Annotated in this window: 22 protein-coding genes; 10 read left to right on the top strand and 12 right to left on the bottom strand. The window is 65.5% G+C overall.

All coding sequences use genetic code 11. From position 1 onward, the window contains the following. Nucleotide 1 precedes the first annotated feature (1 nt). From AC59JP_RS09175 to AC59JP_RS09165, 3 genes are read right to left on the bottom strand one after another with little or no spacing between them, the layout of a single operon-like run. Nucleotides 2–847: an MlaE family ABC transporter permease gene (locus AC59JP_RS09175; protein WP_497325741.1), complete on the bottom strand. Its 846-nt coding sequence runs from the start codon at nt 845–847 to the stop codon at nt 2–4. 11 nt (nt 848–858) lie between these two features. Further along, nucleotides 859–1,629: an MlaE family ABC transporter permease gene (locus AC59JP_RS09170; RefSeq protein WP_497325445.1), complete on the bottom strand. Its 771-nt coding sequence runs from the start codon at nt 1,627–1,629 to the stop codon at nt 859–861. Continuing rightward, on the bottom strand, nt 1,626–3,467 hold the full coding sequence (locus tag AC59JP_RS09165) for a multicopper oxidase family protein (RefSeq protein ID WP_497325444.1): 1,842 nt from the start codon (nt 3,465–3,467) through the stop codon (nt 1,626–1,628). Before AC59JP_RS09165 ends, AC59JP_RS09170 begins: the two co-directional genes overlap by 4 nt. Nucleotides 3,468–3,574: 107 nt before the next feature. Between AC59JP_RS09165 and AC59JP_RS09160 the strand changes: the two genes are divergently transcribed. Both AC59JP_RS09160 and AC59JP_RS09155 read left to right on the top strand, forming a co-directional pair. Beyond that, nucleotides 3,575–4,411: an esterase/lipase family protein gene (locus tag AC59JP_RS09160; RefSeq protein ID WP_497325443.1), complete on the top strand. Its 837-nt coding sequence runs from the start codon at nt 3,575–3,577 to the stop codon at nt 4,409–4,411. Nucleotides 4,412–4,483: 72 nt separating this feature from the next. After that, a complete protein-coding gene (locus AC59JP_RS09155) occupies nt 4,484–5,098 on the top strand; it encodes a TetR/AcrR family transcriptional regulator (protein ID WP_497325442.1) in 615 nt (204 codons plus the stop codon). 26 nt (nt 5,099–5,124) lie between these two features. Here AC59JP_RS09155 and AC59JP_RS09150 read toward each other — a convergent pair whose 3' ends face one another. Next, a complete protein-coding gene (locus AC59JP_RS09150; RefSeq protein ID WP_497325441.1) occupies nt 5,125–5,745 on the bottom strand; it encodes a TetR/AcrR family transcriptional regulator in 621 nt (206 codons plus the stop codon). 189 nt (nt 5,746–5,934) lie between these two features. On the opposite strand from AC59JP_RS09150, the gene AC59JP_RS09145 reads away from it, so the two are divergent. Genes AC59JP_RS09145 through AC59JP_RS09135 form a run of 3 tightly spaced genes read left to right on the top strand, consistent with a single transcriptional unit; the run spans nt 5,935 to nt 9,288 of the window. Next, complete coding sequence (locus AC59JP_RS09145; protein ID WP_497325440.1) at nt 5,935–6,738, top strand: SDR family NAD(P)-dependent oxidoreductase; 804 nt, start codon at nt 5,935–5,937, stop codon at nt 6,736–6,738. Beyond that, nucleotides 6,735–8,276, top strand: coding sequence for an acyl-CoA synthetase (locus AC59JP_RS09140; protein ID WP_497325439.1), 1,542 nt, complete (start codon nt 6,735–6,737; stop codon nt 8,274–8,276). Before AC59JP_RS09145 ends, AC59JP_RS09140 begins: the two co-directional genes overlap by 4 nt. A gap of 16 nt (nt 8,277–8,292) precedes the next feature. Continuing rightward, on the top strand, nt 8,293–9,288 hold the full coding sequence (locus tag AC59JP_RS09135; RefSeq protein ID WP_497325438.1) for an LLM class flavin-dependent oxidoreductase: 996 nt from the start codon (nt 8,293–8,295) through the stop codon (nt 9,286–9,288). On the opposite strand, the gene AC59JP_RS09130 is transcribed toward AC59JP_RS09135, so the two are convergent. The 3 genes from AC59JP_RS09130 to AC59JP_RS09120 form a co-directional block, all read right to left on the bottom strand. Next, complete coding sequence (locus tag AC59JP_RS09130) at nt 9,289–10,416, bottom strand: TDT family transporter (protein WP_497325437.1); 1,128 nt, start codon at nt 10,414–10,416, stop codon at nt 9,289–9,291. 68 nt (nt 10,417–10,484) lie between these two features. Beyond that, nucleotides 10,485–11,390 carry a LysR family transcriptional regulator gene (locus tag AC59JP_RS09125; protein ID WP_497325436.1) on the bottom strand — a complete coding sequence of 302 codons (906 nt, stop codon included), beginning with the start codon at nt 11,388–11,390 and terminating at the stop codon, nt 10,485–10,487. A gap of 19 nt (nt 11,391–11,409) precedes the next feature. Then, nucleotides 11,410–12,780, bottom strand: a complete 1,371-nt coding sequence (locus AC59JP_RS09120; protein WP_497325435.1) for a DUF1254 domain-containing protein — start codon at nt 12,778–12,780, stop codon at nt 11,410–11,412. Between the two features lie 95 nt (nt 12,781–12,875). Here AC59JP_RS09120 and AC59JP_RS09115 point away from each other — a divergent pair, with 95 nt between their 5' ends. After that, the gene (locus AC59JP_RS09115; RefSeq protein WP_497325434.1) at nt 12,876–13,922 is read left to right on the top strand and encodes an ABC transporter substrate-binding protein; all 1,047 of its coding nucleotides are present in this window, start codon (nt 12,876–12,878) and stop codon (nt 13,920–13,922) included. Here the strand turns inward: AC59JP_RS09115 and AC59JP_RS09110 are convergent. Both AC59JP_RS09110 and AC59JP_RS09105 read right to left on the bottom strand, forming a co-directional pair. After that, entirely contained in the window at nt 13,890–14,270 is a 381-nt protein-coding gene (locus AC59JP_RS09110; protein ID WP_497325433.1) for a DUF202 domain-containing protein, read from the bottom strand. The two genes, AC59JP_RS09115 and AC59JP_RS09110, sit on opposite strands and share 33 nt — an antisense overlap. Continuing rightward, a complete protein-coding gene (locus AC59JP_RS09105; RefSeq protein ID WP_497325432.1) occupies nt 14,267–14,641 on the bottom strand; it encodes a YidH family protein in 375 nt (124 codons plus the stop codon). The genes AC59JP_RS09110 and AC59JP_RS09105 overlap by 4 nt, the downstream gene beginning before the upstream one ends. 83 nt (nt 14,642–14,724) lie before the next feature. Here AC59JP_RS09105 and AC59JP_RS09100 point away from each other — a divergent pair, with 83 nt between their 5' ends. Then, nucleotides 14,725–16,035 (top strand): DUF1254 domain-containing protein, encoded by a 1,311-nt coding sequence (locus AC59JP_RS09100; RefSeq protein WP_497325431.1) that lies wholly within the window; start codon nt 14,725–14,727, stop codon nt 16,033–16,035. An 83-nt stretch (nt 16,036–16,118) separates the two neighbouring features. On the opposite strand, the gene AC59JP_RS09095 is transcribed toward AC59JP_RS09100, so the two are convergent. Together AC59JP_RS09095 and AC59JP_RS09090 are read right to left on the bottom strand one after the other, a co-directional pair. Then, nucleotides 16,119–16,838, bottom strand: a complete 720-nt coding sequence (locus AC59JP_RS09095; protein ID WP_497325430.1) for an alpha/beta fold hydrolase — start codon at nt 16,836–16,838, stop codon at nt 16,119–16,121. A gap of 19 nt (nt 16,839–16,857) precedes the next feature. Beyond that, a complete protein-coding gene (locus AC59JP_RS09090) occupies nt 16,858–17,889 on the bottom strand; it encodes a zinc-binding dehydrogenase (protein ID WP_497325429.1) in 1,032 nt (343 codons plus the stop codon). Nucleotides 17,890–18,028: 139 nt separating this feature from the next. Here AC59JP_RS09090 and AC59JP_RS09085 point away from each other — a divergent pair, with 139 nt between their 5' ends. Next, nucleotides 18,029–19,627: an MFS transporter gene (locus AC59JP_RS09085; RefSeq protein ID WP_497325428.1), complete on the top strand. Its 1,599-nt coding sequence runs from the start codon at nt 18,029–18,031 to the stop codon at nt 19,625–19,627. Here the strand turns inward: AC59JP_RS09085 and AC59JP_RS09080 are convergent. Continuing rightward, on the bottom strand, nt 19,617–20,405 hold the full coding sequence (locus AC59JP_RS09080) for an SDR family NAD(P)-dependent oxidoreductase (protein ID WP_497325427.1): 789 nt from the start codon (nt 20,403–20,405) through the stop codon (nt 19,617–19,619). The two genes, AC59JP_RS09085 and AC59JP_RS09080, sit on opposite strands and share 11 nt — an antisense overlap. 85 nt (nt 20,406–20,490) lie before the next feature. Here AC59JP_RS09080 and AC59JP_RS09075 point away from each other — a divergent pair, with 85 nt between their 5' ends. After that, a complete protein-coding gene (locus AC59JP_RS09075) occupies nt 20,491–21,822 on the top strand; it encodes an FAD-dependent oxidoreductase (protein WP_497325426.1) in 1,332 nt (443 codons plus the stop codon). A 172-nt stretch (nt 21,823–21,994) separates the two neighbouring features. Then, the gene (locus AC59JP_RS09070) at nt 21,995–23,029 is read left to right on the top strand and encodes an ABC transporter substrate-binding protein (protein ID WP_497325425.1); all 1,035 of its coding nucleotides are present in this window, start codon (nt 21,995–21,997) and stop codon (nt 23,027–23,029) included. Nucleotides 23,030–23,039 lie beyond the last annotated feature (10 nt).

The raw sequence follows: 23,039 nt of genomic DNA, 5'->3' as shown, positions 1-23,039 counted from the left end.
CTCAGCCCGCCAGGTGTACGGCACGGGAACTTCCGTACAGCGCAAGGGAAATGAGCAGAGTGATGGTGACCACCGCGATCAGTGACAGTCGCACGGCTCTGCCGGTGGCTGTTCCGACACCGGCCGGTCCGCCCGAGGCCGTGTAGCCGTAATACGTGTGCACCAACATCACCACCGCGGCCATGACGATCACCTGCAGGAACGACCACAGAACGTCGGACGGGATCAGAAAGGTGGAGAAGTAGTGATCGTAGACACCGCTCGACTGACCGAGGATCCACACTGTCGCAACGCGACTGGCGAGAAACGAGGTCGTCAGGGCCAATGCGTACAACGGGACGATCGCGACGAGGCCGGCGATGATGCGCGTACCCACCAGGTAGGGCACGGATTTGATGGCCATCACTTCGAGGGCGTCGATTTCCTCGCTGATGCGCATCGCGCCCAACTGCGCGGTCGTTCCCGCCCCGATCGTGGCGGCCAGACCCACCCCCGCGGTGACCGGTGACACCACCCTGACGTTGACGTACGCCGCGAGGAATCCGGTGAGCGCGTCGACACCGATGTCGCCGAGAGAATCGAACCCCTGCACGGCAACGGTGGCCCCCGCGAAGAGTGTGAGGAACCCCAGTACCACGACGGACCCCCCGACCGCCGCGAGAACACCGGTGCCCAAACTGATCTCGGCGATGATGCGCATCGTCTCGCCGCGGTAGTCGCGCGCGGCCTTCCCCATCGATCCGATGGCGCGCACGAAGAACAGAGCCCGGTCCCCGAGATCGTCGATCCCGCGCGATACGCCGACCCCTCGACGGCGTAGTGCGAGAACGGCACTGTTCTGGTTCAGAGAAAACACGATCAACGCCCACCCAGCGCGAGACCGATGGAGGTGAGGATCATGTTCACCATGAACAGGGCGACGAATGCGAAGACGACCGTCTCGTTCACCGCTTCCCCCACACTCTTCGGCCCGCCCTTGACCGACAGGCCGCGGTAGCACGCAATCAGTGCGGCGATGAGACCGAAGAGTGCTGCTTTGACCTCGGACAGAAGAAGTTCCGGCAACCCGACCAGCAGCGTCACACCCGAAACGTATGCACCGGGGGTCACGTTCTGCAGATACACCGAGAAGAAGAACCCGCCGACGAGACCGATGGTGCACACGGCACCGTTGAGCAGCGTGGCCACGAGCGTACTCGCCAGGACGCGCGGCAGAACCAGCCTCTGGACGGGGTCGATGCCGAGAACCTCCATGGCCGCGACCTCTTCTCGAATGGTGCGTGATCCGAGATCCGCCGTGATGGCGGTGGCAGCGGCGCCTGCCACCACGAGCACGGTGACGAGCGGACCGATCTGTGTGACCGCACCGAGCCCGGCGCCGGCGCCACTGAGATCGCTGGCACCGATCTCTGTCAGCAGCGAGTTGAGGGTGAAGACCACCAGGACCGTGAACGGTACCGACATCAGAATCGTCGGCAGGAGAGACACTCTCGCGACGAACCAGCTCTGCTCGAGAAATTCGCCCCACTGGAAACGCCCACGCCTCAGGGCGGCCCCGGTGTCCAGCGCGAGAGCGTAGAACTCACCGACGGACGACGTCGCCGTCCGAACGGCGGTGGCCGCTGTCATTCCGCGATCCGATACCGAAGCATCATCTCGTGGTCCTCGTGATCGAGGAGATGGCAGTGCCACATGTACCCCTGCAGGTCGCCGGCAGCAGCCCCCATGTCCCCGTGATTCATGGACCCGTGATTCATGTCCCCGTGATCCATCCGGCCGTTGTCGCTGGGCGCCTGCGGGCGGGCGAACGTCGCGTCGGGGTCGAAACCGAGCTCGTCCGCGGTCGGAAAGCGCACGATGACGCGGGTGACGGTGCCGCCGTCCACGCGCACGGTGTCCTTCCAACCTGCTTCGAATGCCGGAGCCGGAATCATCGGGCCCGCAACGAAATTGTCGGCGGACGGCGTCCACTTCACTCCGACGGCCGGCTGGGGATTGGCCAGCTGGTAGTCGACCGTGCGCAGCGGCTGCCGTCCGAGTACTCGGAATGTGACGAGGTGGATGTGGATCGGGTGCGGATCCGGAGTGACATTGATGATGTTCCACTGCTCGACGGTGCCCGGCTTCGGCATCTCGATGTCGGGGTCGGTGTAGCGAAGGTTGTTCAGCGCCATGTACGCCGGGGGATTGCGCACGGCATACGGCTGGCTGACGGTGACGTTGCGGACGACGGTCGGAGAGGCTGTGGGAGGCAACGGTTCCGGGCCGCGGCCACCGCGCAGCGAGGTCGGGACGCCACCGGTGAATCCGCGTGCGGAGCCGACCGTGAATCGACAGAACAGCGGCATCGCGACCTCACCGATGACGGCCGCCTGGAACGGCGGGGCCTCGTCGTTGCGGAGCTCGATCGTGGTTCCGGCATCGAATCCCGAGAAGTCGACGAGAAGGTCCCACCGCTCACCCGGCGCCATGCGCAAGGAGGTGACGGGGATCGGAGCGTCGAGCAGTCCGCCGTCGGTACCGATGACCCAGAAGCGCATGTGGTTCTCGAAGTGGACGTTCCACACGCTGTACGACGCCGCGTTGAGCGCGCGAAAGCGGTACAGGCCCTTGGCGACCGGCATGTTCGGCCATACGACGCCGTTCACGAGCCCCACGTCTCCGACGGCACCACCCTCCCACGATCCTTCCGGCACGATGAGTGTCGAGCGAATGTTCAACTCGCCGGACGGTTTCAGGATCTTCTCCTGCATGACCAACGGGAGTTCGAACTCGCCGGCCGGGAGCCCGAGAGGATTGCCTTTCTCGCCGGTGTCGAATCTGTCGCGGACCAGGTACATGGCGGCGAGTCCGGCATAGACGTTGGTGCGTGTGATTCCCATCGCGTGGTCGTGGTACCAGAGAGTCGCCGCCTCCTGACGCAGCGGAAAGCGGTGCACGATGTCGCCACCGGGGAAGGTGAGCTGCTCGGCGTGTCCATCGCTGTCCGGTGGAGTGACGCCGCCGTGCAAGTGCAGTGAGTTGGGAGGGGTCGTGCGGAACTGCTCGGTGACGCCGTGCAGTGTCGTGTCCATGTCGACGGCGAGGGGATGGGCGCCGATGCGGTTGGCGAATCGCAGAGTTTGCGCCTCGTCCGTGTGCGCTTCGATCACCGGGCCCAGGTATCCGACGGCATCTGCGCCGGGCGATCGATAGGCCAGAGTCGGAGCCGCGGCCAGGTCCGCGTGAAAGCGGTGGGTGGCGGTCACGGAGGTGATGGAGAGATCGGTTCCCGACACGGTCGGAAGGACCGGCATCGTGTCCCGGAACGGAGTCAACTCCGGGGAATGGAAGATCAATGGGCTCTTCGGTAACCCTGCAGGTGGGGCCGCGCTGCCTCGTGTGGCGGCCACGGTGCCCAGCGTGAGCGCGGCGGTCCCGATTCCGAGGCCTCGCAGTACAGCTCGGCGGGGTACGTCCTGTGCCATTCTCTGCCTTTCCCGGCGGCGGGGTCACCGTTTTTGTGACCCATCGCACCATACCGCACTGTATGGTACGGATCATCGTTTTCGATTGTTCGCCGTGAGGAGTGACCGTGACCGCACGTGCTCGGTGGGCTGCCGTTGTGGCAGCGGTGACGGTGTGGGCGCTCGTCGCCGTCCCGGCCGCCGCCTCACCCGCCCCCTCGCGGCCGGCGTCGTCGTGTGAGCGCCCGGTGTTGCTGCTGCACGACATGGCATCGAGCGGCCGTGAATGGGACGCGCTCGCCGCAGAAGCACGCGCAGCCGGACTGTGTGTCTTCACCCCGACCTACGGCGCGAATGCGGTCACCACGGCGGTGGCCGGAGTGGCGCCCATCGCGGGACTGATCCGAATCGAAGACAGCGCAATCGAATTCCGCACCATCGTGGACTCGGTGTTGTCCGAGACCGGAGCGCGAGATGTCCGGGTGATCGCGCACGGCGCGGGTGGCCTGGTGGCGGCCTACTACCTGAAGCATCTCGATCCTCGGCGCGGGGGCGGGCCGACCGTGACATCCCTCGTCACGCTGGGGCCGCTCTGGGGTGGAACCGACATCGCGGGGTTCGCCACGGTCGGCGACTTCAACAAGAGGTTGGGCATTTACAAGCCGCTGGAGGCCTTGGAGAAACCACTGGTCGAGCCGTTCTGCGCCGGGTGCCGGCAGCTGATCGCGCACTCGGACTTCATGACCGAGCTCGCGGAGGGCGGGTACCTGACCCCCGGTGTCGATTACGCTGACATCATCACCACCCACGACCTGTTGATGTCCGATCCGTTGGGTGCCGTCCTGCCCGGTTCGACGGCCGTCGTGCTGCAGAACATCGATGCTGCGAACGCCTCGAATCACTTTCAGCTGGCTGACGATCCGTTGACGCGTCGCCTCGCGTTGTCGGCCTTACCGACGAAGTGATCGCTGCGCTCGTACCATCGTGTCCGTCGCCGTCACGGCAACGTGGAGAGAAATTTCAGAAAGGTCGGGCCGATGGTCGTCGAGAAGCGCGGAGAAGGACCCAAGGCGCGCTCAGCGAAATCCACGTCGAAAGGAGGCCGTGTTCCACGGCTGTCCGTCGACGACTGGGTCGCCGCTGCCTTCGACCTCCTCGTCAAGGACGGGGCCACGGGCGTCAAGATCACCCGTCTGTGCGACGAACTCGGTGTGACCAAAGGAAGCTTCTACTGGCATTTCGACGACATCGACAAGCTGATGGAAGCCGTCGCCGATCATTGGTGCAACGAGCAGAACGACACGCTGCGTGGGCTGGCGCAAATGGACACCATTCCGGTCGAACGCCGACTCGAAGTGATGGCCGAACTCCTGATCGACGAGCGAACGTGGGCCGTCGAAGTGGCCGTCCGAGACTGGGCGAGAACCTACGACAAGGTTGCAGCCGTGGTTCGGGAGCTGGACAATCGAATCTTCGAGGTGGTGCAGACGTCGTTGTCGGAGTTGGGGTTCGACGCATCGGAAGCGCGATTGCGGGCGGGCATGCTCGTGTTCTCGGGAATCGGATTCGTGCACGCGCGCGGCAGTCTTCCCACCCCGACGCCCGACGAAGTGCACAAGATGTTCGCCATCATGACCACACTGCCGTCGTAAGTACGCTGCCGTAACGGTTTCCGGGTTCACACGAGGCCGAAGGCCTCGTCCAGAAGCTCCCGTGCGCGCGCCACGCCGATGTCGGTGCCGTTCAGGAGATCGTCGAGTCCGTTCTGGAAAATTCCGTCGAAGGTGGTGTACACCAACTGTTTCGACAGTTGTACGGGCGTGCCGCGTAGTTCGCAGTAACGGCTGACGACGTTCCAGATCATGTCCGCACGGCGTGCCTCGATTTCGCCCACCTCGTCGCGCAACGACGACTCGAAGCGTGTCTGGTTGCGCAGGTCGTACCAGAGCCGGTGTAGCGCAGAATCGTTCGCGAGGGTCCCGATGAACATCGTCGTGAACCCCGCGCGCAGTTCCTCGGCCGTGGCGGCGCTGGCGACGGCTTCGTCGTATCGGGTCACGCAGGTGTCTTCGTAGATCCGAACGGCCTCGGCGATCAGATCGAGTTTGTCGCGGAAGTAGTAGTGCAGGACCCCGTGGGAGAACGCCGAGTTCTGCGCGATCTCGCGCAGGCTCGTACGGGCGTACCCCAGTTCGGCGAGAGTGACGAGTGTGGCCGTGGCGAGCTCGCTGCGACGCGCCGCGAACTTGTCGGGCCCGCGCAGAAGTGGGCGCTCCTCGGCTCGCGTGCTGGTGTTCATCGGACAAGTGTAGGGCGCCGCGCGTCGATGACGTGCAGTTCCTCATGCCGGCGCCCCCGATCCTTGGACGACTGACCAAAGTTCTCTTGACGACTGTCAAGAAATATTCGTATTGTGATCCAGATCGCATTCATCCGTGACTGTGACCGGTGTCATGCACCGGCAGTCCGTCCCGAAGGGGCTTGTTCAATGACGAGTTACGACCTCGCAGGCCGAAAAGCACTGGTCACCGGCGCCGCACAGGGGCTGGGCGAAGGTATGGCCGCAGCACTCGCAGCGGCGGGGGCCGCCGTCGCCGTCGCGGACATCAACGACGATCTGGGCCGCGAGACGGTGGAGAAGCTCCGGGCAGGCGGTGCGACGGCGGAATTCGTCCACCTCGACGTCCAGGACGACGCGGGATGGGAAACGGCCACGGCCGCGGTCGTCGACGCATTCGGCGGTCTCGACCTGGTCGTCAACAACGCGGGTATCGAGGTCACCGACCTCCTCGTCGACTTCGATGCGAAAGCCGCGTCGACCCTGCTGTCGGTCAACGTGCTCGGGACGGCGCTCGGCATCAAGCACGCCTTCCGCACGATGCGCCCCGGTGGATCCGCGGGCGCCGGCGGCTCGGTCGTCAACATCGCATCGGTGGCCGCGACGATCGCATTCCCCGGCATCGCTCTGTACTCCGCGTCGAAATCCGCCATCGACCGTCTCACCCGCGTTGCGGCGGCCGAATCCGGGAAGCTCGGCTACAACGTCCGCGTCAACTGCATCTATCCGGGCCTGACCCCGACTGCGATGGGCAACAAGCTCGCCGTCGAGACGGCCGGCCTCGGTCTGTTCGAGTCGCCGGAAGCCGCCGCGGGCGCGGTTGCCGAGCTGACCCCTCTCGGTCGTCTCGGCCAGATCGACGACATGGCCGACGCCGTGGTGTTCCTCTCGTCCGACGCCGCCAAGTTCATCACGGGAGCCGGTCTGCCGGTCGACGGCGGGATGGGCATGTGACGCTGGCGTTCTACCTCGACAAGGGTGCATCCCTCGGCGCAGACCGACCGTGTCTGACCCTGAACGGCGAGTCGATGACCTACGGCGAGGTGGTCGCTCTGTCGCACTCCGTGGCGAAGGCGCTTCGGCGCTCCGGCGTCGCGCCGGGGGACAAGGTGGGCATCCTGTCGGCCAATCACCCGACGTCGTTCTCGTGCGTGTTCGGCATTGCCCGCGCCGGCGCAGTGTGGTGCCCCATCAATCCGCGCAACGCGGCTCAGGAGAACGCCGATCTTCTCGACCTCTTCGACTGCACCACGCTCATCTATCAGCCGGCTTTCGACGCGCTGGTCGACGACATCGCGCCGCGTCTGCCCAAGCTGGTCACCCTCGTTCGAATCGGTGAGGGGAATACTCTCGCAACGGGTTTCGCCGAGTGGCTCGCCGGAGCGGAAGCCGACGACCCTGTCGACCTCGGCCCCGTCGACGACGTGGTCGCGCTCGTCGGAACGGGGGGTACCACGGGTCGTCCCAAGGGTGTCATGCTGACGGATCTGAACCTGCAGACGATGACTTCCGTCGTGCTGATGCGGTACCCGTTCGAGGGGCGACCGCGCTACCTCGCCCTGGCGCCCCTGACCCACGCCGCGGGTGTGCTGTGTTTCCCGATCATGGCCCTCGGCGGTGAGATCGTGGTGATGGACCACCCGGACGTGGGCGAGTTCCTCGAACTCGTGCAGCGGCACCGCATCACGCACACCTTCTTGCCGCCCACTCTGATCTACATGGTGCTCTCCCACGAGTCGCTCGGCTCGACGGATGTGTCGTCGCTGCAATGCTTCTGGTACGGCGCAGCGCCGATGTCCACGAGCAGGCTCGCCGAGGCATTGGACCGCATCGGCCCGATGGCGCAGCTGTTCGGGCAGTCCGAAGCCCCCATGATGATCTCGACGTTGTCGCCGGCCCAACATCGCCGTCCGGACGGCAGCATCGACCACGCCCGTCTCCCCAGTGCGGGCACACCGTCGCCGCTGGTGACCGTCGCCGTTCTCGGCGACGACGGAACTCCCGTGCCGATTGGTGATCGCGGGGAAGTATGCGTCCGTGGCCCTCTCGTCATGGCGGGCTATTACAACAACCCCACCGCCACCGCGGAAGCGTCGGCGCACGGGTGGCACCACACCGGTGACATCGGATACCTGGACGACGAGGGCTTCCTGTACATCGTCGACCGCGCGAAGGACATGATCATCACCGGCGGTTTCAACGTCTACTCCGCGGAGGTGGAGCAGGCCCTGATGGCTCACGACGCCGTCCGAGACTGCGCCGTCATCGGACTACCCGACGACAAGTGGGGAGAGCGGGTCACCGCCGTCGTCCTGCTGCACGACGGCGCCCGCGTCGACACCGACGATCTGGTCCGGTTCGTGAAGGACCGAGTGGGAAGTGTCAAGGCCCCCAAACAGATCGAAGTGTGGTCCGACCTCCCACGATCGACCGTCGGCAAAATTCTGAAAACCGACATTCGCGCAACCCTGACCGGCAGCCGAACCTCTTAGAAACAAGGAGTCCATCATGCTCGAACTTGCCCTGTACCTGCCCAACTTTCGCGAGAAGGTCACCGTCGCAGAACTCGAGGATCTCACCACCCTCGCCGAGGATCTGGACTTCGAATCGGTGTGGACGCTCGACCGCATCATCGTCCCGGAGGCATCGGATCGCGCGGAGATGGAATACGCCTTCGGAATGATGCACGAGCTGCCCAAGCAACTCCCGGTCTCGTCGAGAGGTCAGTTCCTCCAAGGCTTTCCGCTCATTCCGTGGCTTGCCGCCAAGACCACGAAGGTTCGCATCGGTATGAGCATCATCGACACGCCGTACCGCGCGCCGGGTGTTCTGGCTGCAGAACTCGCCACCATCGACCACCTCAGCAAGGGGCGCCTCAACGTCGCCCTCGGAGCCGGCTGGATGCCCGAGGAGTTCGCCGCCGCGTCTGCCGGTCACATCTTCCCCCGTCGGCACCAGCACCTACGGGAGACCATCGAGATCCTGCAGGGCATCTGGGCCAACGACGTTTTCGAATATCACGGTGAGTTCGCCGATTTCGGTCCCAGCGGATTCGGAATGAAGCCCCTGCAGCAGCCCCGCCCGCCGATGTACTTCAGCGGGTTGAAGGACGCCAAGCGTGCGGCCAAGCGGGTCGCGAAGTACGGACTGGACGGGTGGATCGGCATCCAGGACTCACCCGAGGAGATTGCGACCTGGCGGGCGGGCATCGCCGCCGAACTCGACGCGCTCGACACCTCGCGCACGGTGGACGACCTCGACATCGCCAGCATGATCTGGACGGTCATCACCGACGTCGACATGGATCAGACCGCGGCCGGCAAGGCCACGAACCTTCTCGTGGGTTCGGAACGGCAGGTGACCGACATGCTCAAGCGCTACCGCGAGGCGGGGCTGACCAAACTGCTGGTTTGGCCGCCGTTCGCGGACGTTCCGACGCCCAAGACGATGGACGACATGAAGCGACTCAAGAACGAGATCATGCCGAAGGTCGATGCGATGTGATCAGGTCGCTCGAAAGATGCTGCCGCGTACGCTCCCTCGGACCGTGTGTGTTGCGACGGTGGCCCACGCGGCTGTCAGTACCGCGTACAGGCCGACCGCGAGGGCGTCGATCGCGGTCGAGCCGAGGGCGGCTCCGAGGGCACTCGCACCGGTGACGCAGGTTCCGACGGGGAAGGTGAACGACCACCACGTCAGTGAGAAGCTCAGTCCGTGGCGGGCCGCGTGCACGGTGAGAAGGGTTGCGAGCGTGAACATCAGGACGCCGAAGCCGCCCATCACGAGTCCGTAGACGATCCCGAACACGTGCAGACCGGTGGCGACCGAATCGCTCAACACCCCTGCTGCATCCTTTCCGAGAAGGTTTGCGGCGGTGATGGATTGACCGATCATGCCGAGGGTGATCCAGATCGTCGGTGCGGCCTGGACCGGTGGGGCGCCGCCGACGACCAGTCGTCCGTAGACGAGCGTCATGGTGATCGTCCCGATGAGTAGTGACAAGCCGAACATCGCGTAGCACCCGGCAAGCAGCGTCAGGCGCCACTGGCCTTCCGGGACGTGCGGTATCAGGAGGGCGCCGGTCGACGCGGACACCATCGGGGGCACCACGGGCATGAGCCACGCGGGAAGCGCGACGGCGGTATGGCCCGAGCGGTGGTCGTGGGCAGTGATCATCGAGTAGGGCACCAGCACGCTCGTGAGCAGTCCCAGCACGGTGCCGACAGTCCACAGCACGACGAAGATCGTCGTTGCCGCCGTGGCCCCGAGCAGGTTGCCCCCCAACAGCATCGTGCCGGCTCCGACGGTCAGTAGGGCCATCGGCGGTGCGCCGTAGAACTGGACCATCACCGGATGTCGGGCGTGCGACAACGCGTGGGTGCGGTGCCTCGCCCAGTGCACGGCGAAGGCGGCGGTGAGAAGAACCAGCGCGGCCGACGCCGCGATCCACACCACGGTGGCGAACACGTGCAGTCCCGGTACGCGGGCGGGCAGTGACGCTGCGGCGTTGGCCACGATGCCGGTTCCCATCACGGACGCGAACCAGTTCGGGGTGATGTGCTCGAAAAGCGCCCTGGGGCGGTCCAAGTCGGGAAGCACGATCGGGGCGCGATCGAGGGCGGCGGTGCTCATGACCTCAGCGTCGTCTTATGGTGCGCTCGCCGGTAGACGCCAACTGCCTGGGCAGTCCCAACCTCAGCTTATGGCTGCCGGTCTCCGAGCGATATCGACAGCAGGTCACTGGCCGGTCCTCGTAGAACTCGGCCGGTGGGCCACACCGCACGCAACGATCGACGCAGGTCAACGCCCGTCGTGGGTACTCGGACCAGGGTCCCGGCAGCAATGTCGTCGGACACCGCGAGGTGGCTCAGCACGGCCGGGCCCAGACCGCCGCTCACCGCGGACTTGATCGCGGTGGTCGACGACACCTCCAGGACCGGGGCCGCGAGGGGTGCGAGATCGGCCAGCGCACGTTCGAGTGCCAGCCGCGTTCCGGACCCGGCCTCACGAGTGACGAGTTGTGCTGCGGCCAGATCGCCCGCGGTGATCGTCCGCCCCACCCACGGGTGATGTGGAGCGACGACGACCACCAGTTCGTCGCGCGCGACCTCTCGTGACTCGAGCCCGGTGGGAACGTCGGGGCTCTCGACGAACCCGATGTCGGCACGGCCGGCGAGTACCGAGGCGGCCACGTCGTCGGAGTTGCCCGACGACAGCGCCGGAGCAACCGACGGGTCCTGCGAGCGCAGCGTGATGAGCCATCGCGGAACGAGATACTCGGCGACGGTCAGGCTGGCGGCAATCCGGATGTGACTGTCCCGGTCGGTCCGCAGGGCCGCGATGTTGGTCGCCAGATCGGCGGCTTCGGTGATCACCCGCCCGGCCCACCCCGCGACCAGTTGACCGGTGGGCGTCAAGGTTGCCCCTCGCGGTTCACGATGCAGAAGCGCCACTCCGACACGGCTTTCGAGTGCTCTGAGCCGTGCGCTCGCGGCGGGCTGCGACATTCCGTGCGCCTGCCCCGCCTTTCCGATACTGCCGAGCTCGGCCACCGACAGCAGTAGCTCGTAGCTCAGAAGATCGGTCACATGAGTGGGCAGGGGCACAGGGTCAGCGTAGTGACCGTTACCCGTTCGACCGGTGCACACGTGGCGGCGACCACCGCTCGGTCACCGCGTCTTCGTGTGGTCGGTACATTCGCAGCACCAGAAAGAACGGCCGCGGCGGAGCAGGCAGCCAACGGTGGTCGGTGTCCGGATCGTGCGGCCGCGCGTGGCTGATCACGATGTGCGACGGACTCACCATGGCACCGTCCGACGTCGTCGTCGATCCTACGGAGAATCTGCGGTCGGGGGCGTCGTACAGCCATCCCGTTGCGGCGTCGTAGAGCGTGATGCTCCAAAAAGCCTGCGCTGGTGGAGGTTCGGTGAGCTCGATGTCGTAGCGTTGGCCGTCGGCACCGGTCAGGGCTGTTTCGTCGTCATCGACATACGTGTTGTACGAGCAATTTTCCGCGATGACGTTGGCACCCAGGCCGACGAAGTTCATGACGGCGCGAGCCAGGAAATTGTTGCCGTGCGCACCCTTGTCGAGCACCCGTGTCCACCCGGAGCCGGTACGGCGCCCGAGGCGAGATCGGGAGTTGTCGAGGAGGGTCATCGCGAGCCGGAACCCGGCCTCCGCACCTCGTGCCGTCGCAGCATCGAGATCGCGGACGTTCGCGGTGCCGGAGCCGACGTTCAGCTGACGGAACTGATGGACGTGGGACGCATCCTGCACCGGAACGCCGTTGATGGTCAACACCGTGTCGAGAGCCGACAGAAACGATGCGTAGGACGTCTCCACGTCGTCACGACTCACCACCGGCCACTCGGGAGAGCGTGCAACCGAGCCGCGGATCACGACGGCGTCTTGCAGCGCTCTCACGGTCTCGATGTCGTGACGATCGCCGAATACCTGTATGCGCATCAGCAGCCACATCAGCGGCGTGGCGACACGGAACGTGACGGTGTCGGCGGGTGCGTCGGCCGCGGAGGTTTCCAGTCCCGGTGCGACCACCATGATCCTGCGCGGACCGCTCGGATGCGTGCGCGCACTGATGTTGCCGGCGTTGCTGTGAGCATCCAGAAATTCGAGGGTGTAGTAGCGGCGTCCGAAGTCGGGGAGCTCGATGATCACCGGCCCGTCGGTCAGGTCCAGCCATGCGTTCGAGTACACCGTGTCGACGTTGGGAACCCGAAATTGGTCGAAACCGGAGTCTGCAGTGTCTCTTTCGTGCACCAGGGTGTTCAGAGTCCACGGTGATCCGTCGGACTGCGGGGCGCATTGCGCGCACATGCTCGCGTACTGGTAGACGGCCGGCAACCCGTAGACGACCGCGTGCATCGCCAGCGAGGTCGCCAGCGCGACGCGGTCGTCGTCGCCCACGGGCTCGATGTCCTCGGACGACGACGTCTGATGTTGCTCCGCCTCGGTGGGGTCGTAGAGCCGAGACATGTGAACTCCTTCATCCGGTCACGCGGCACCGCCGTGCTATTGACACCACCGATCGTACTTGGTGAACTGATGTCAGTTCACCAAAGGAGACGAACATGGGCATATTCGGTGCGTCGAAGAGAGCAACGACGATCGCTGCCGTCGGAGTGATCGCCTTGATCATGACCGCCTGCGGCACCGGCGGTGGCGGTACGGCAGCCGTGGAGGGGAGCTGGGACGACGTCGTGGCGGCGGCGAAGTCCGAAGGATCGGTAATGCTCTATTCGAGCCAGAACACCATCATCCTCGACAGCGTCCGAAAGGCCTGGAGCGAGAAGTATCCCGACATCGATCTGGAATTCGTTCGCGGAACGGACGCCGATCTGAACCCCCGAATCGAGACCGAGAACAAAACCGGCAAGGGCACCGCGGACGTGCACATCGTTACCGACGCTGCCTGGATCGCGACCGCGGCCGACTCCGGTACGTACTCACAGTCTCTTCTGGGCACCGCGTTCGACGACCCCGCATACGGACGGGACCGCAGTGTCAAGAACGATCGCTTCTTCCTCGACGTCGCAGCGACGCTGGGCATGGGGTGGAACACGAACGCGGTGCCCGGCGGTCTGACGAATCCACGCGACGTGCTGCGCCCCGAGTTCAAAGGCAAAGTGGGCGTGGTGAATCCGGCAGGAATCGCCTCCTACGTAGACCTCTATCGCTTCTACCGCGAAAATTTCGGGGACGATTTCGTCGACCGGCTCGCCGAGCAGCAGCCTCGGATCTACCCGAGCGCGCTCGGTGTGGCGCAAGCCCTCACCTCCGGTGAAGTGTCCGTCACTCCCATGGTTCAGCCACTGGTGCAGGAGGTCGCCTCCGGTGCACCGGTGAATTGGGCACTTCCCACCCCCTCGTGGGGGACTCCGTACTACGGCCACATCACCGCGGTCGCACCGCACCCGAACGCGGCGCAGGTGTTGGCGAATTTCTTGGTCAGCCCCGACGGTCAGAAGGCTCAGGCAATCGGAGTCGCGACGGCGCTACCCGGTATCGAGGGCGCCACGGCGAATGCTCACGACATCGCAGGACCCGATCCGACGCAACTCACCCCCGAGTTCGTCGAGCGTGAGTCACAGGAGTGGGAGAAGAAGTTCCAGGGTTGACGCTCCGACGGTGATGAACAGGGCGAGGACCCCGAGCGCTGCGGTGATGACCGCGGACGCGGCGGTGCGGAGACCGGTGTTCCGTGGAGACGAGTAGCCGGAGTCACCACGCCGACGGCCTCGGAAACGCCGAATGTCCGCAACGATCACCGCAACAGCTCCCGTGAGTACCACGGCGGCGGTGGCCGCGGTCGCCGTCTCGTCGACGTGTACGGCCAGGCGCAGTGCCACCAAAAAACCGACCACCAGCGAGCATTCGGTACGTCGCCACGCCAGTGCCGTCCGCTCGACCTGGAGGCCGCCGTCGCCGAGGACCCCTTTCGGTCTGCGGCCCGGATGCGGAGTCACGACAGCGCCGACCAGATCACCAGGATTCCGGCTGCCGCCAGCGCAATGGCCAGAGGTGCGCCCGCACGCGGCGGCGGTAGTGGCCGATCCTGGCGCAGGCTGGACTCGACCCGAGCCCAACCCCACCATGCGTGGAGGGGGAGAACGATCGAACAGCCGATGAGCAGGACGGATGCGATGCGCGCCGGAACCGTGTTCCCGCCGACCTGTAGCAAACCGAGAGCGACTCCAGCGGCCATGAGAGCCAACGACGTTCGGATCCAGGCCAGATAGGTTCTCTCGTTCGCCAGGCTGAAGCGGGCGTCCGGCTCGCCCCCGACGGAGTACACCCGTCGTGGTCGGCGTCGGTCTTCGGTCGCCTCGTCGGGCACTCGTTTCTCCTTCACGGATCCAAGCACCACGAAGCAGCGCCGAAACATATACTAATCGAATTCACTTCAGTTATCATTCGACCATGACTGCTCTCGACGAGGCAGGCCTGCAGCGGATGGCGTGCGAATTGCAGATCTGGGGATTCCCGCTCGTCTTCGCGCAGCGCATGCGGTTGCGATTCACATCGCCGCTCGACCCGTTCGTGCGACGGCCACCCACGTCGGCAGGTGCAGCGCTGAACTCGATGGGTCATCAGCGGCAGTTGTCCGATCCGACACTGACGGCCGGCGTCGCCCCCAACGTGGACACCCTCTACTCACTCGCGTTTCTGGATCTGGATTGCGGGCCGACTGTTCTTCGGATGCCGGAGTTCGACGACCGTTACTACAGCGTCCAGATCGGCGAGGCCGACTCCACGACGGCGGCCGTGTACGGGCGGCGGACTCACGGGAGCCGACTTCCGGCCGTGCGGATCGCTCGCGGGCGCAGCGACCTCGAAGCGCCGGTTGCCGGCGATCTGCTGGTGCCGTGCCGCACGCGCTACGTCATGGTGGCCGTTCGCATTCTGGTTCGACCCCACGACCCCGCTGATCTGGAACGTGTGACCGCGCTGCAGGACGCGATCGTTCTCACCAGCCCTGCTGCGCCCGGATCGGCATGTGATCAGGCCACGCGCGAACTCGTTCTACGAGAGCGCGACGACGAATTGCGCTCGCCCGACGGCTTTCTCGACTCTCTCGGCCACGCGCTGGGTAGCATCGCTGCGGCGGATCTTCCTCCCCGGGTGCTCGAATCGCTGGATGCACTGCGCGCCGGACGGGACTCCGCCGGCGGACGTCAACGCATCGCAGCGGGCTTGTCCGACGGTCTGAACGCGATCGCCGATCGTGTCGGGTCGCTCGGTCGGGTGGAGAACGGCTGGTCCGTCAACGAACTGGGAACCGAGTTCGGTGGCGACGACCTCCTGCGGGCAGCCGTCGCCTGGTCACAGATCTACGTCAATCCGGCGGACGAGGCGCTCTACCCCGTGTGTCAGGTGGACGAGAGCGGTCGACAACTGTCGGGAGCGCACGAGTACGAGATCACTTTTGCCCCGGGGCGGCTTCCTCCTGTGCGGTTCTTCTGGTCGATGACCGTCTATCACATGCGAGGACTGCTGTGCGAGAACAGTATCGGCCGTTACGCGATCACCGATCGCACCCCGGGTCTGACACGTGCGGACGACGGTTCTCTGACCGTGCGGCTGTCGACTGCCGTCCCCGAAGCCGGGCCCGGCAACTGGCTCCCTGTTCCGCCGGGAGACTTCCGGCTGATGCTGCGTCTGTACGGGCCGTTGAACAGCACGTGGTCCCCGCCGCCGGTCCGGCGATTGGCCGGTCCTGAATCCTGCTGAGAGTCACACCGCGGCGCATCTCCCACGCGATCGCCGAGGGCTATCGCGTGGGAGCCGAACTGTAGCCGCGGATCACGGAACTGTCAGTTCCCTTTCGCCGCAATCGACTCGAGCACGTCCGCGAGCTGATCGGGAATGCTCACCATCGCCATGTGCCCCGACTTCAGGTAGACGATGTCCCCCTGCACGGATTGCTCGCAGACGAGCTGCGACGAACCTTCTTGAAGATCGGGTGGATAGCACACATCCTCGGTCAGTCGAATGTAGGTGCGCGGCACGTCGGTGGACAGGCCGGAGAGGTCGACGGTCTCGGTGAGAAGCGCTCCGGAATCGTCGACCACCTGATCCAGTGTCCACGCCGTCTGTTCGTCGTTCATGTCGTTGCACAGCATCGCCCGAGCGCCCTCTGGGCCCTGCAGGTAGACACCGTCGACGATGGACGCCTCGACGAGATCGCGCACGGCAGGGTCGATTCCATCGATCACCGCGGTCCGGTCCGGGGGAACAACGGCGGACAGGAAGACGACGTGTTTCACGCGGTCGGCCAGCGCAGCCATCACGCGGGGAGCGGTGACGCCGGCGAAGGAATGCGCGACGAGCACGATGTCGGTCAGGTCCGCTCGTTCGACGTCGCTCACGACGGCTGCGGCGCAGTCGTCCAAGGTGACCGTGCGCACGTCGATGTCCTGTCGCCGTCCGCGGCCGGGAAGATCCACCGCCAGAACGGGACCGGTCAAGAGTGGACCGAGGCGGTCCCAACACGACGCGCCCATTCCGGCGCCGTGCACGAGTACGTATGACATGAGATACCTCCGTTCGGTGTCACCATGGAAGGCGACACAGTGTTTTGCCGGTAGTACGGCCGGTCAACATTTCTACGAGCGCGGTCGGTGCCAGTTCGAGGCCGTCGTACACCGTTTCGCTGTAGACCATCGCGCCGTCGGTGAGGTGACCGCCGATCTCCTCACGCATGGCGTCGTACCGTGAGACGAAGGAGCCGGCTCGAAATCCCCTGATCGACAGCCCTTTCGAGACGATCTGGAAGAGCTCGGCGGGTTGCGCAGCCGGCTTCGGCGTTTCGTATCCGGATATGCCTCCGCACATGGCAATTCGGCCGTCGGGACGCATGCTGCGGAGGGCTGCGTCGAAATGGTCGCCGCCGACACTGTCGAAGTAGGCGTCGAGGCCGTCGGGTGCTGCTGCGGCAACGAGATCGCCGATGTCGCCGGTGTGATAGTCGAAGGCCGCGTCTGCGCCGAGGGTGTCGCGTAGGTAGGTCACCTTGTCCGGGCTGCCGGCGGAGGCGACGACGGTGCTGCCGCGGAGGCGAGCAAGTTGTGTGGCGATGCCGCCGACGGCTCCGGCGGCGGCCGACACCCACACCACATCGTCGGGTCGAAGGCCGATGATGTCTTCGATTCCGACGAAGGCAGTCAGACCCGACGTGCCGAGGGGTCCCAGAAACCATTGCGGCGCAAAGCCGTCGGTTGAGACCTTGGTCAACGCGCCTGCGCCGCCCAGCCCGTTCCCGGCGGCCGGCACCACCGCGTAATCGCGGTAGCCGTACATGTGGGTGACCGTGTCACCGGGTGTGAAGTCGCTGTGGCGGGAGTCGATCACCGTTCCGAGAGCCAAGCCCACGAGGGGATCTCCGACGTCGAGCGGCGAAAGGTACCCGTTCGGCGCGCGAGCGTTCAGGCGCAATCGAATAGCGGGGTCGATGGACAGCCAGCTGTTTCGGATCAGGACGTCGCCGCAGCCGAGCGGCTCGATCTCGGCTTCGGTGATCGCGAGATCTGTCGCGTGCAGCGACTCGGTGGGACGGGCGACCAATCGCACGAGGCGGTTCGACACGTGATGGTCACCCGACTTTCTGCGAACTCCGCATCCATGTGAACGAGTTGACTTCAGTTCGGTCAACGAGTCGAAAGTATCACCTCACAGCACGAACTGAACTAGATTCAAGATACGGATTTTCTGATCGGAAGAGGCAATGGTGACGCGCCCACGGACCATCGGTTTCAGTGCACCGCTCCGCGTTCGACGGTTCCGCATGATGCTCGGATTCGAGCTGAGTGCCAGCGTCGGTGTCTGGATCCTCGTGCTGGCCGTCCAGTGGATTCTCACGCGAGCGGGAGAATCGGCGACCACGGTGTCGGCGGTTCAGTTCGCGGCCAGCGTCCCGTTCTTCCTGTTCGCGCTTCCGATCGGAGCTCTTGCCGAGTTCGCTGGACACCGAGCGCTCCTGGTCGGCACGTCGGTCGTGCTGCTGGCGGTGTCGGCGCTGCTGACCGTGCTGGGACATCTCGGCCTCGCTGCCACGCCGGTGCTGATGGGCGCCGTGTTCGCGGCAGGGTGTGGTCTTGCCCTGGTTGCCATCGTCTGGCAGGCGCTCCTTCCGGACTTGGTGAGCCGCGAGATGATGACGGTCGTCCCGGCGATCGACGGTGCCGTGTTCAACGGCGCCCGAGCCATCGGGCCGGTGGTGGGTGCGGCGGTGCTGTCGGTATGGGGCGCCACGTGGACGTTCGCCACGGTGGCCGCGCTGTTCCTCCTGTGCGCTGTGATCGCGGGACGTGTCGTGCCCGCCGGTGCGGGGCGACGTCCGCGAACCGGATCGGTCGGAGCAGCGGTGTCGGGTGGCGCTCGGTTCGTTCGCCATTCACGGTGGACCCGCCGGCTGCTGCTTCGGGTCGTCATGTTCGGGGTGCCCGCAAGCTCGCTCTGGGCTCTGCTCCCCGTGGTGGCCGACGATCGGTTGAACGCCACGACATTCGAGTTCGGTCTGCTGTCCGGAGCGATCGGTGTCGGAGCGGTGGTGGGAACGATCGCCCTCATGCCCGTTCGGGCGCGTGTGAGCTGGAACCGGTTCGTGGCCTTGGGAAGTGGAGCGTACGCACTGGTACTCCTCGGTCTGGCGGTTGTGCCGCACCAAGGTGTCGCGTGTGCGCTGTTGATCGTCGTCGGAGCCGCGTGGGTCGGCGTACAGAGCACCTGGATGGTTGCGGCACACGCGGTGCTGCCCCCGTGGGTCAAGTCGCGTGTGATCGCGTTCGTGATGTTGTCGTTCCAGGGCAGTCAGGCGGTCGGCGCCCTGCTGTGGGGTTTCCTCGCCGATCGGATCGGACTGGTGCCGGCAATCCTGTTGTCCGCCGTCCTGATGCTGATCTCGGCGGAAGAGATTCTGCGCCGGGGGATTCTGCCGAGCGATTCGATACATCCCGATCCGTCGGGCGCTCCGGACCCGCCCCTGCCGCCGGACGACTACCGCGGCCAGCGCGTGATCGTGGAGATCACCTACACCGTGCTCCCGAATCGACACGAGCAGTTCGTCGGACGAATGGAGGACGTGAAGCTCTCGCGCCTTCGCCTCGGTGCCGTCCGGTGGGCGCTCGCGGAGTCTGCCGGGTCCAGCGGTCGGTATGTCGAGTTCTGTACGTACCGACACTGGGACGAGTACCGCGCACAGGAGACCACGCGGCTCACGATTCCCGAGAGCCGTGTGCGCGAACGGGTCCTCGAAGATCTTGTCTGTGCGCCGACCACCGCCGTGCTCGTGGTCGCCGGCCGCGGCGCTCGTCTCACACGGTGAATCGCCCACCGTTGCTGAGCAGGACCGCGCCGATCACGTTCGCGGCGCCGGGGGACGCCAGGTACAGAATGTTGTCCGCGATCTCGCGGGCCGTTGCGTAGCCGCGCGATCCGTCCCGAGTCATGGCAGCGCGCAAATGCGCCGGTGTCCGGCTCGCCATACCGGTGTCGGCGGGACCCGGCGCCACCGTGTTCACTCGAATACCGAACGGCGCCAGCTCTTTCGCCGCCGCCTGACTCAGAGCGTGAACGCCGGCCTTGGAGGCCGCGTAATGCGGGTAGCCGGTCAACGTGTCGAAGGCCGACGAGGATCCGACAGTGACGATGGCCCCGGATCCGGAGACCTTCATGACCGCCGCGGCCTCGCGCAACACGAAGAAGGTCCCGTCCAGATTGATTCTCATGACGCGGCGCCAACCTTCGTCGGTGAGTCGAGAAAGAACGTCGACGGGCTCGCCGCGTTCGACGGCGTCGACGATCAGTTTCTTGCTGTCGGGATCGTCGACTCCCGCAGCGTGAACCACCACATCGATTCGTCCGAACTCTGCGACCGCCGACGCAAAGGTCTCGGCCACGCGGGCAGACTCGCCGACGTCGAGTCGGATTGGGTGTCCGACCGCAACGGTCGCCGCTTCCGCGGTCACCGTGTCCTCGTCGATGTCGCACATGACGACGGCTCGGGCGCCACGCTCGGCCAGCGAACGCGTTGTGGCAGCACCGATTCCGGATCCTGCTCCGGTGACCAGGGCTACTGCGCCGTCGAACTGATTCTCCGTCATGATTACCAATCCTCTCGAAGTAAATTCAGTTCGAATGTAGAGTCACGGAGGCGGGGGCGCAACGGTGTGCCGAAGGGATGCGAACGTGACCGACGACCAGTACGACCTGCTCGTGATCGGAGCCGGTATGGCGGGGCTGACGGCGGCTGCGTGCGCTGCGTCCGCCGGCCGGACGGTCATGGTGGTCGAGGTGAGCGGGGACGTCGGCGGATCCGCCCGCTTCGCCGGATACGCCTGGACTGCACCCGATCACGCCACGATGGACGAACACAATCCGCACGGCGACCCCGCACTCACCCGCGCGATGATCGATCGGTTCGACGACGCAGTGCAGTGGATCAGGTCCATCGGTGTCGAGGTCGGCGGCGCGCAGCCGATCCTGAGCTTCGGCCGCGGTCACCGGTTCGACACCAATCACTACGTGGACACCTGTCGGCGTCTCGTGCTCGATCACGGTGGGGCAGTACTGGTGAACACTGTCACCGAGAGTTTGATCTTCGACGCAGACGCGTTGCGCGGGGCCGTGATTCGCGTGGGCGCAGGTGAGCCGCGCGAGGTCCGGGCGGCCGCCACGCTGCTCGCGACGGGAGGATTTCAGGGCGATCCCGAACTGCTCGCCGAGCATGTACACCCGGACGCTGCCGCCATGGCGTTGCGCTCCAACCCGAACAGCCGCGGTGGCGGTTACCGGCTGGCGGCGGGTGTCGGCGCAACCACTGCAGGAGAGAATGCGGGCTTCTACGGGCACCTGGTTCCGAGCGGGGTCGAGCTCACCGACCCGTCGGACTTCGTCGACCTGTCGCTGTACTACAGCGAGCACGCTCTGTTGTTCGACCTCGGGGGCGAGCGCTTCGTGGACGAGACGCTCGGTGACCACCTCACCACGATGGCGCTTCTCGACCGGCCCGAAGCCCGTGGTCTCCTCATCGCGGACGCCAGGGTGCATCGAGACTGGATGGTGGCGTCGTACGTCGCAGGTGCCGTTGCCGTCGACAAGTTCGCCGCAGCGAGCCGGCGCGGTGGCCGAGTCGGGATGGCCGACTCGCTCGGCGAGCTCGAGTATCTGCCGGAGAAGTGGGGTTACGACGGCGCGGCGATCGCGCAGGCGATCTTGCGGTTCAACGCGGCCGCGGAGGCAGGCGACACACTCGTGCCGGGCCGCCGCCTCGACCCGTCCCCGCTGTCCGAACCGCCGTACTACGTAGTCGAGGCTGCCCCGGCGATCACGTTCCCGTTTCACGGCATTCGGATCGACGACCAGGCACGAGTGCTGGGAGCGGACGGGGCACCCGTCCGCGGGTTGCTGGCGGCCGGCTCCGACGTCGGGGGTCTGTGGAATCGCGCGTACGCAGGTGGTATCGCTGCGGCACTGGTATTCGGACTGACGGCAGCATTCAGCAGCCTTTCAGTAAAGTGAAGTCGGTTCAAATTGCCTCGACCTGGTGATTGACATCACAGGCGGTGACGACTAGGTTTCAAACTGACATCAGTTCAGTTTTTGAGTTGCCAGCGAACATCGGATCCACCGAGTTCCCGGACGCCGGTCGTGTCGACTCGGGGTCACTGCCGTGCCGGAAAGGAACGCAGACATGAAGACTTTCAAGAAGGTGATCATCGCCGTCGCAGCCACGGCGATGTTCGGGGTCACTGCATGCGGTGGCTCGTCCGGTGGCTCCGCCCCCGTCGAGGGGAGCTGGGACGACATCGTCGCCGCCGCGAATCAAGAGGGCAACGTCATGCTCTACTCGAGTCAGAAGCCGGCCAACCTCGACGCTCTCGTCACCGCGTTCCAGGCCAAGTACCCGTCGATCAAGATGCAGTACGTCCGCGGAACGGACGCCGACATCAACCCGAGAGTCGAGCAGGAGAACAAGACGAAGCGGGGCACGGCCGACGTGCACATGGTCACGGACGCTTCGTGGATCGCCACGGCGGCGGAGTCGGGGACGTACTCGGCAGAACTGAAGGGTCCCGATTTCGACGCCCCCGCATTCGACCGTCAGAACACCGTCATCAACGATCGGTTCTTCCTCTCCAGCGCCGCCGTGTTCGGACTGGGGTGGAACACCGCGGCGGTGCCGGACGGACTGACGTCGCCCGAGGACATCCTCGACCCGAAGTACCGGGGAAAGATCGGCATCGTCAACCCGACCGGAATCGCGTCGTACGTAGACATGTACAAGTACTACTCGGCGACCTACGGCGAGGACTACTGGCAGAAGCTTGCGGACCTCCAGCCCCGCATCTACCCCAGTGCGTTGGGAATCGCGCAGGCACTCACGTCCGGTGAGGTCGTCGTCAGCCCGTCGGTTCAGCCGTTGGTGACCGAGGTCGCCGCAGGCGCTCCGGTGAACTGGGTGTTGCCGACGAAGCCGTGGGGAACTCCCTGGTACACCGAAGCGCTCAGCGTCGCACCGCATCCCAACGCGGCGCAGGTGCTCGCGGACTTCATGGTGACCCCGGAAGGTCAGGCCGCACTCAACGGCGGTTACGCCGCCGTGTTGCCCGACGTTCCCGGCGCCGTGGCACAGGCCCAGGACATCAAGCTCCCGAACACCGAGGACCTGACGCCCGAGAAGGTCGACGAGTACTCGCAACAGTGGGCGAACATCTTCCAGAGTTGACACCGACTTT

This window comes from Rhodococcus sp. 320_ES (assembly GCF_059691855.1).
This window is presented reverse-complemented; position numbering and strand designations above follow the sequence as displayed.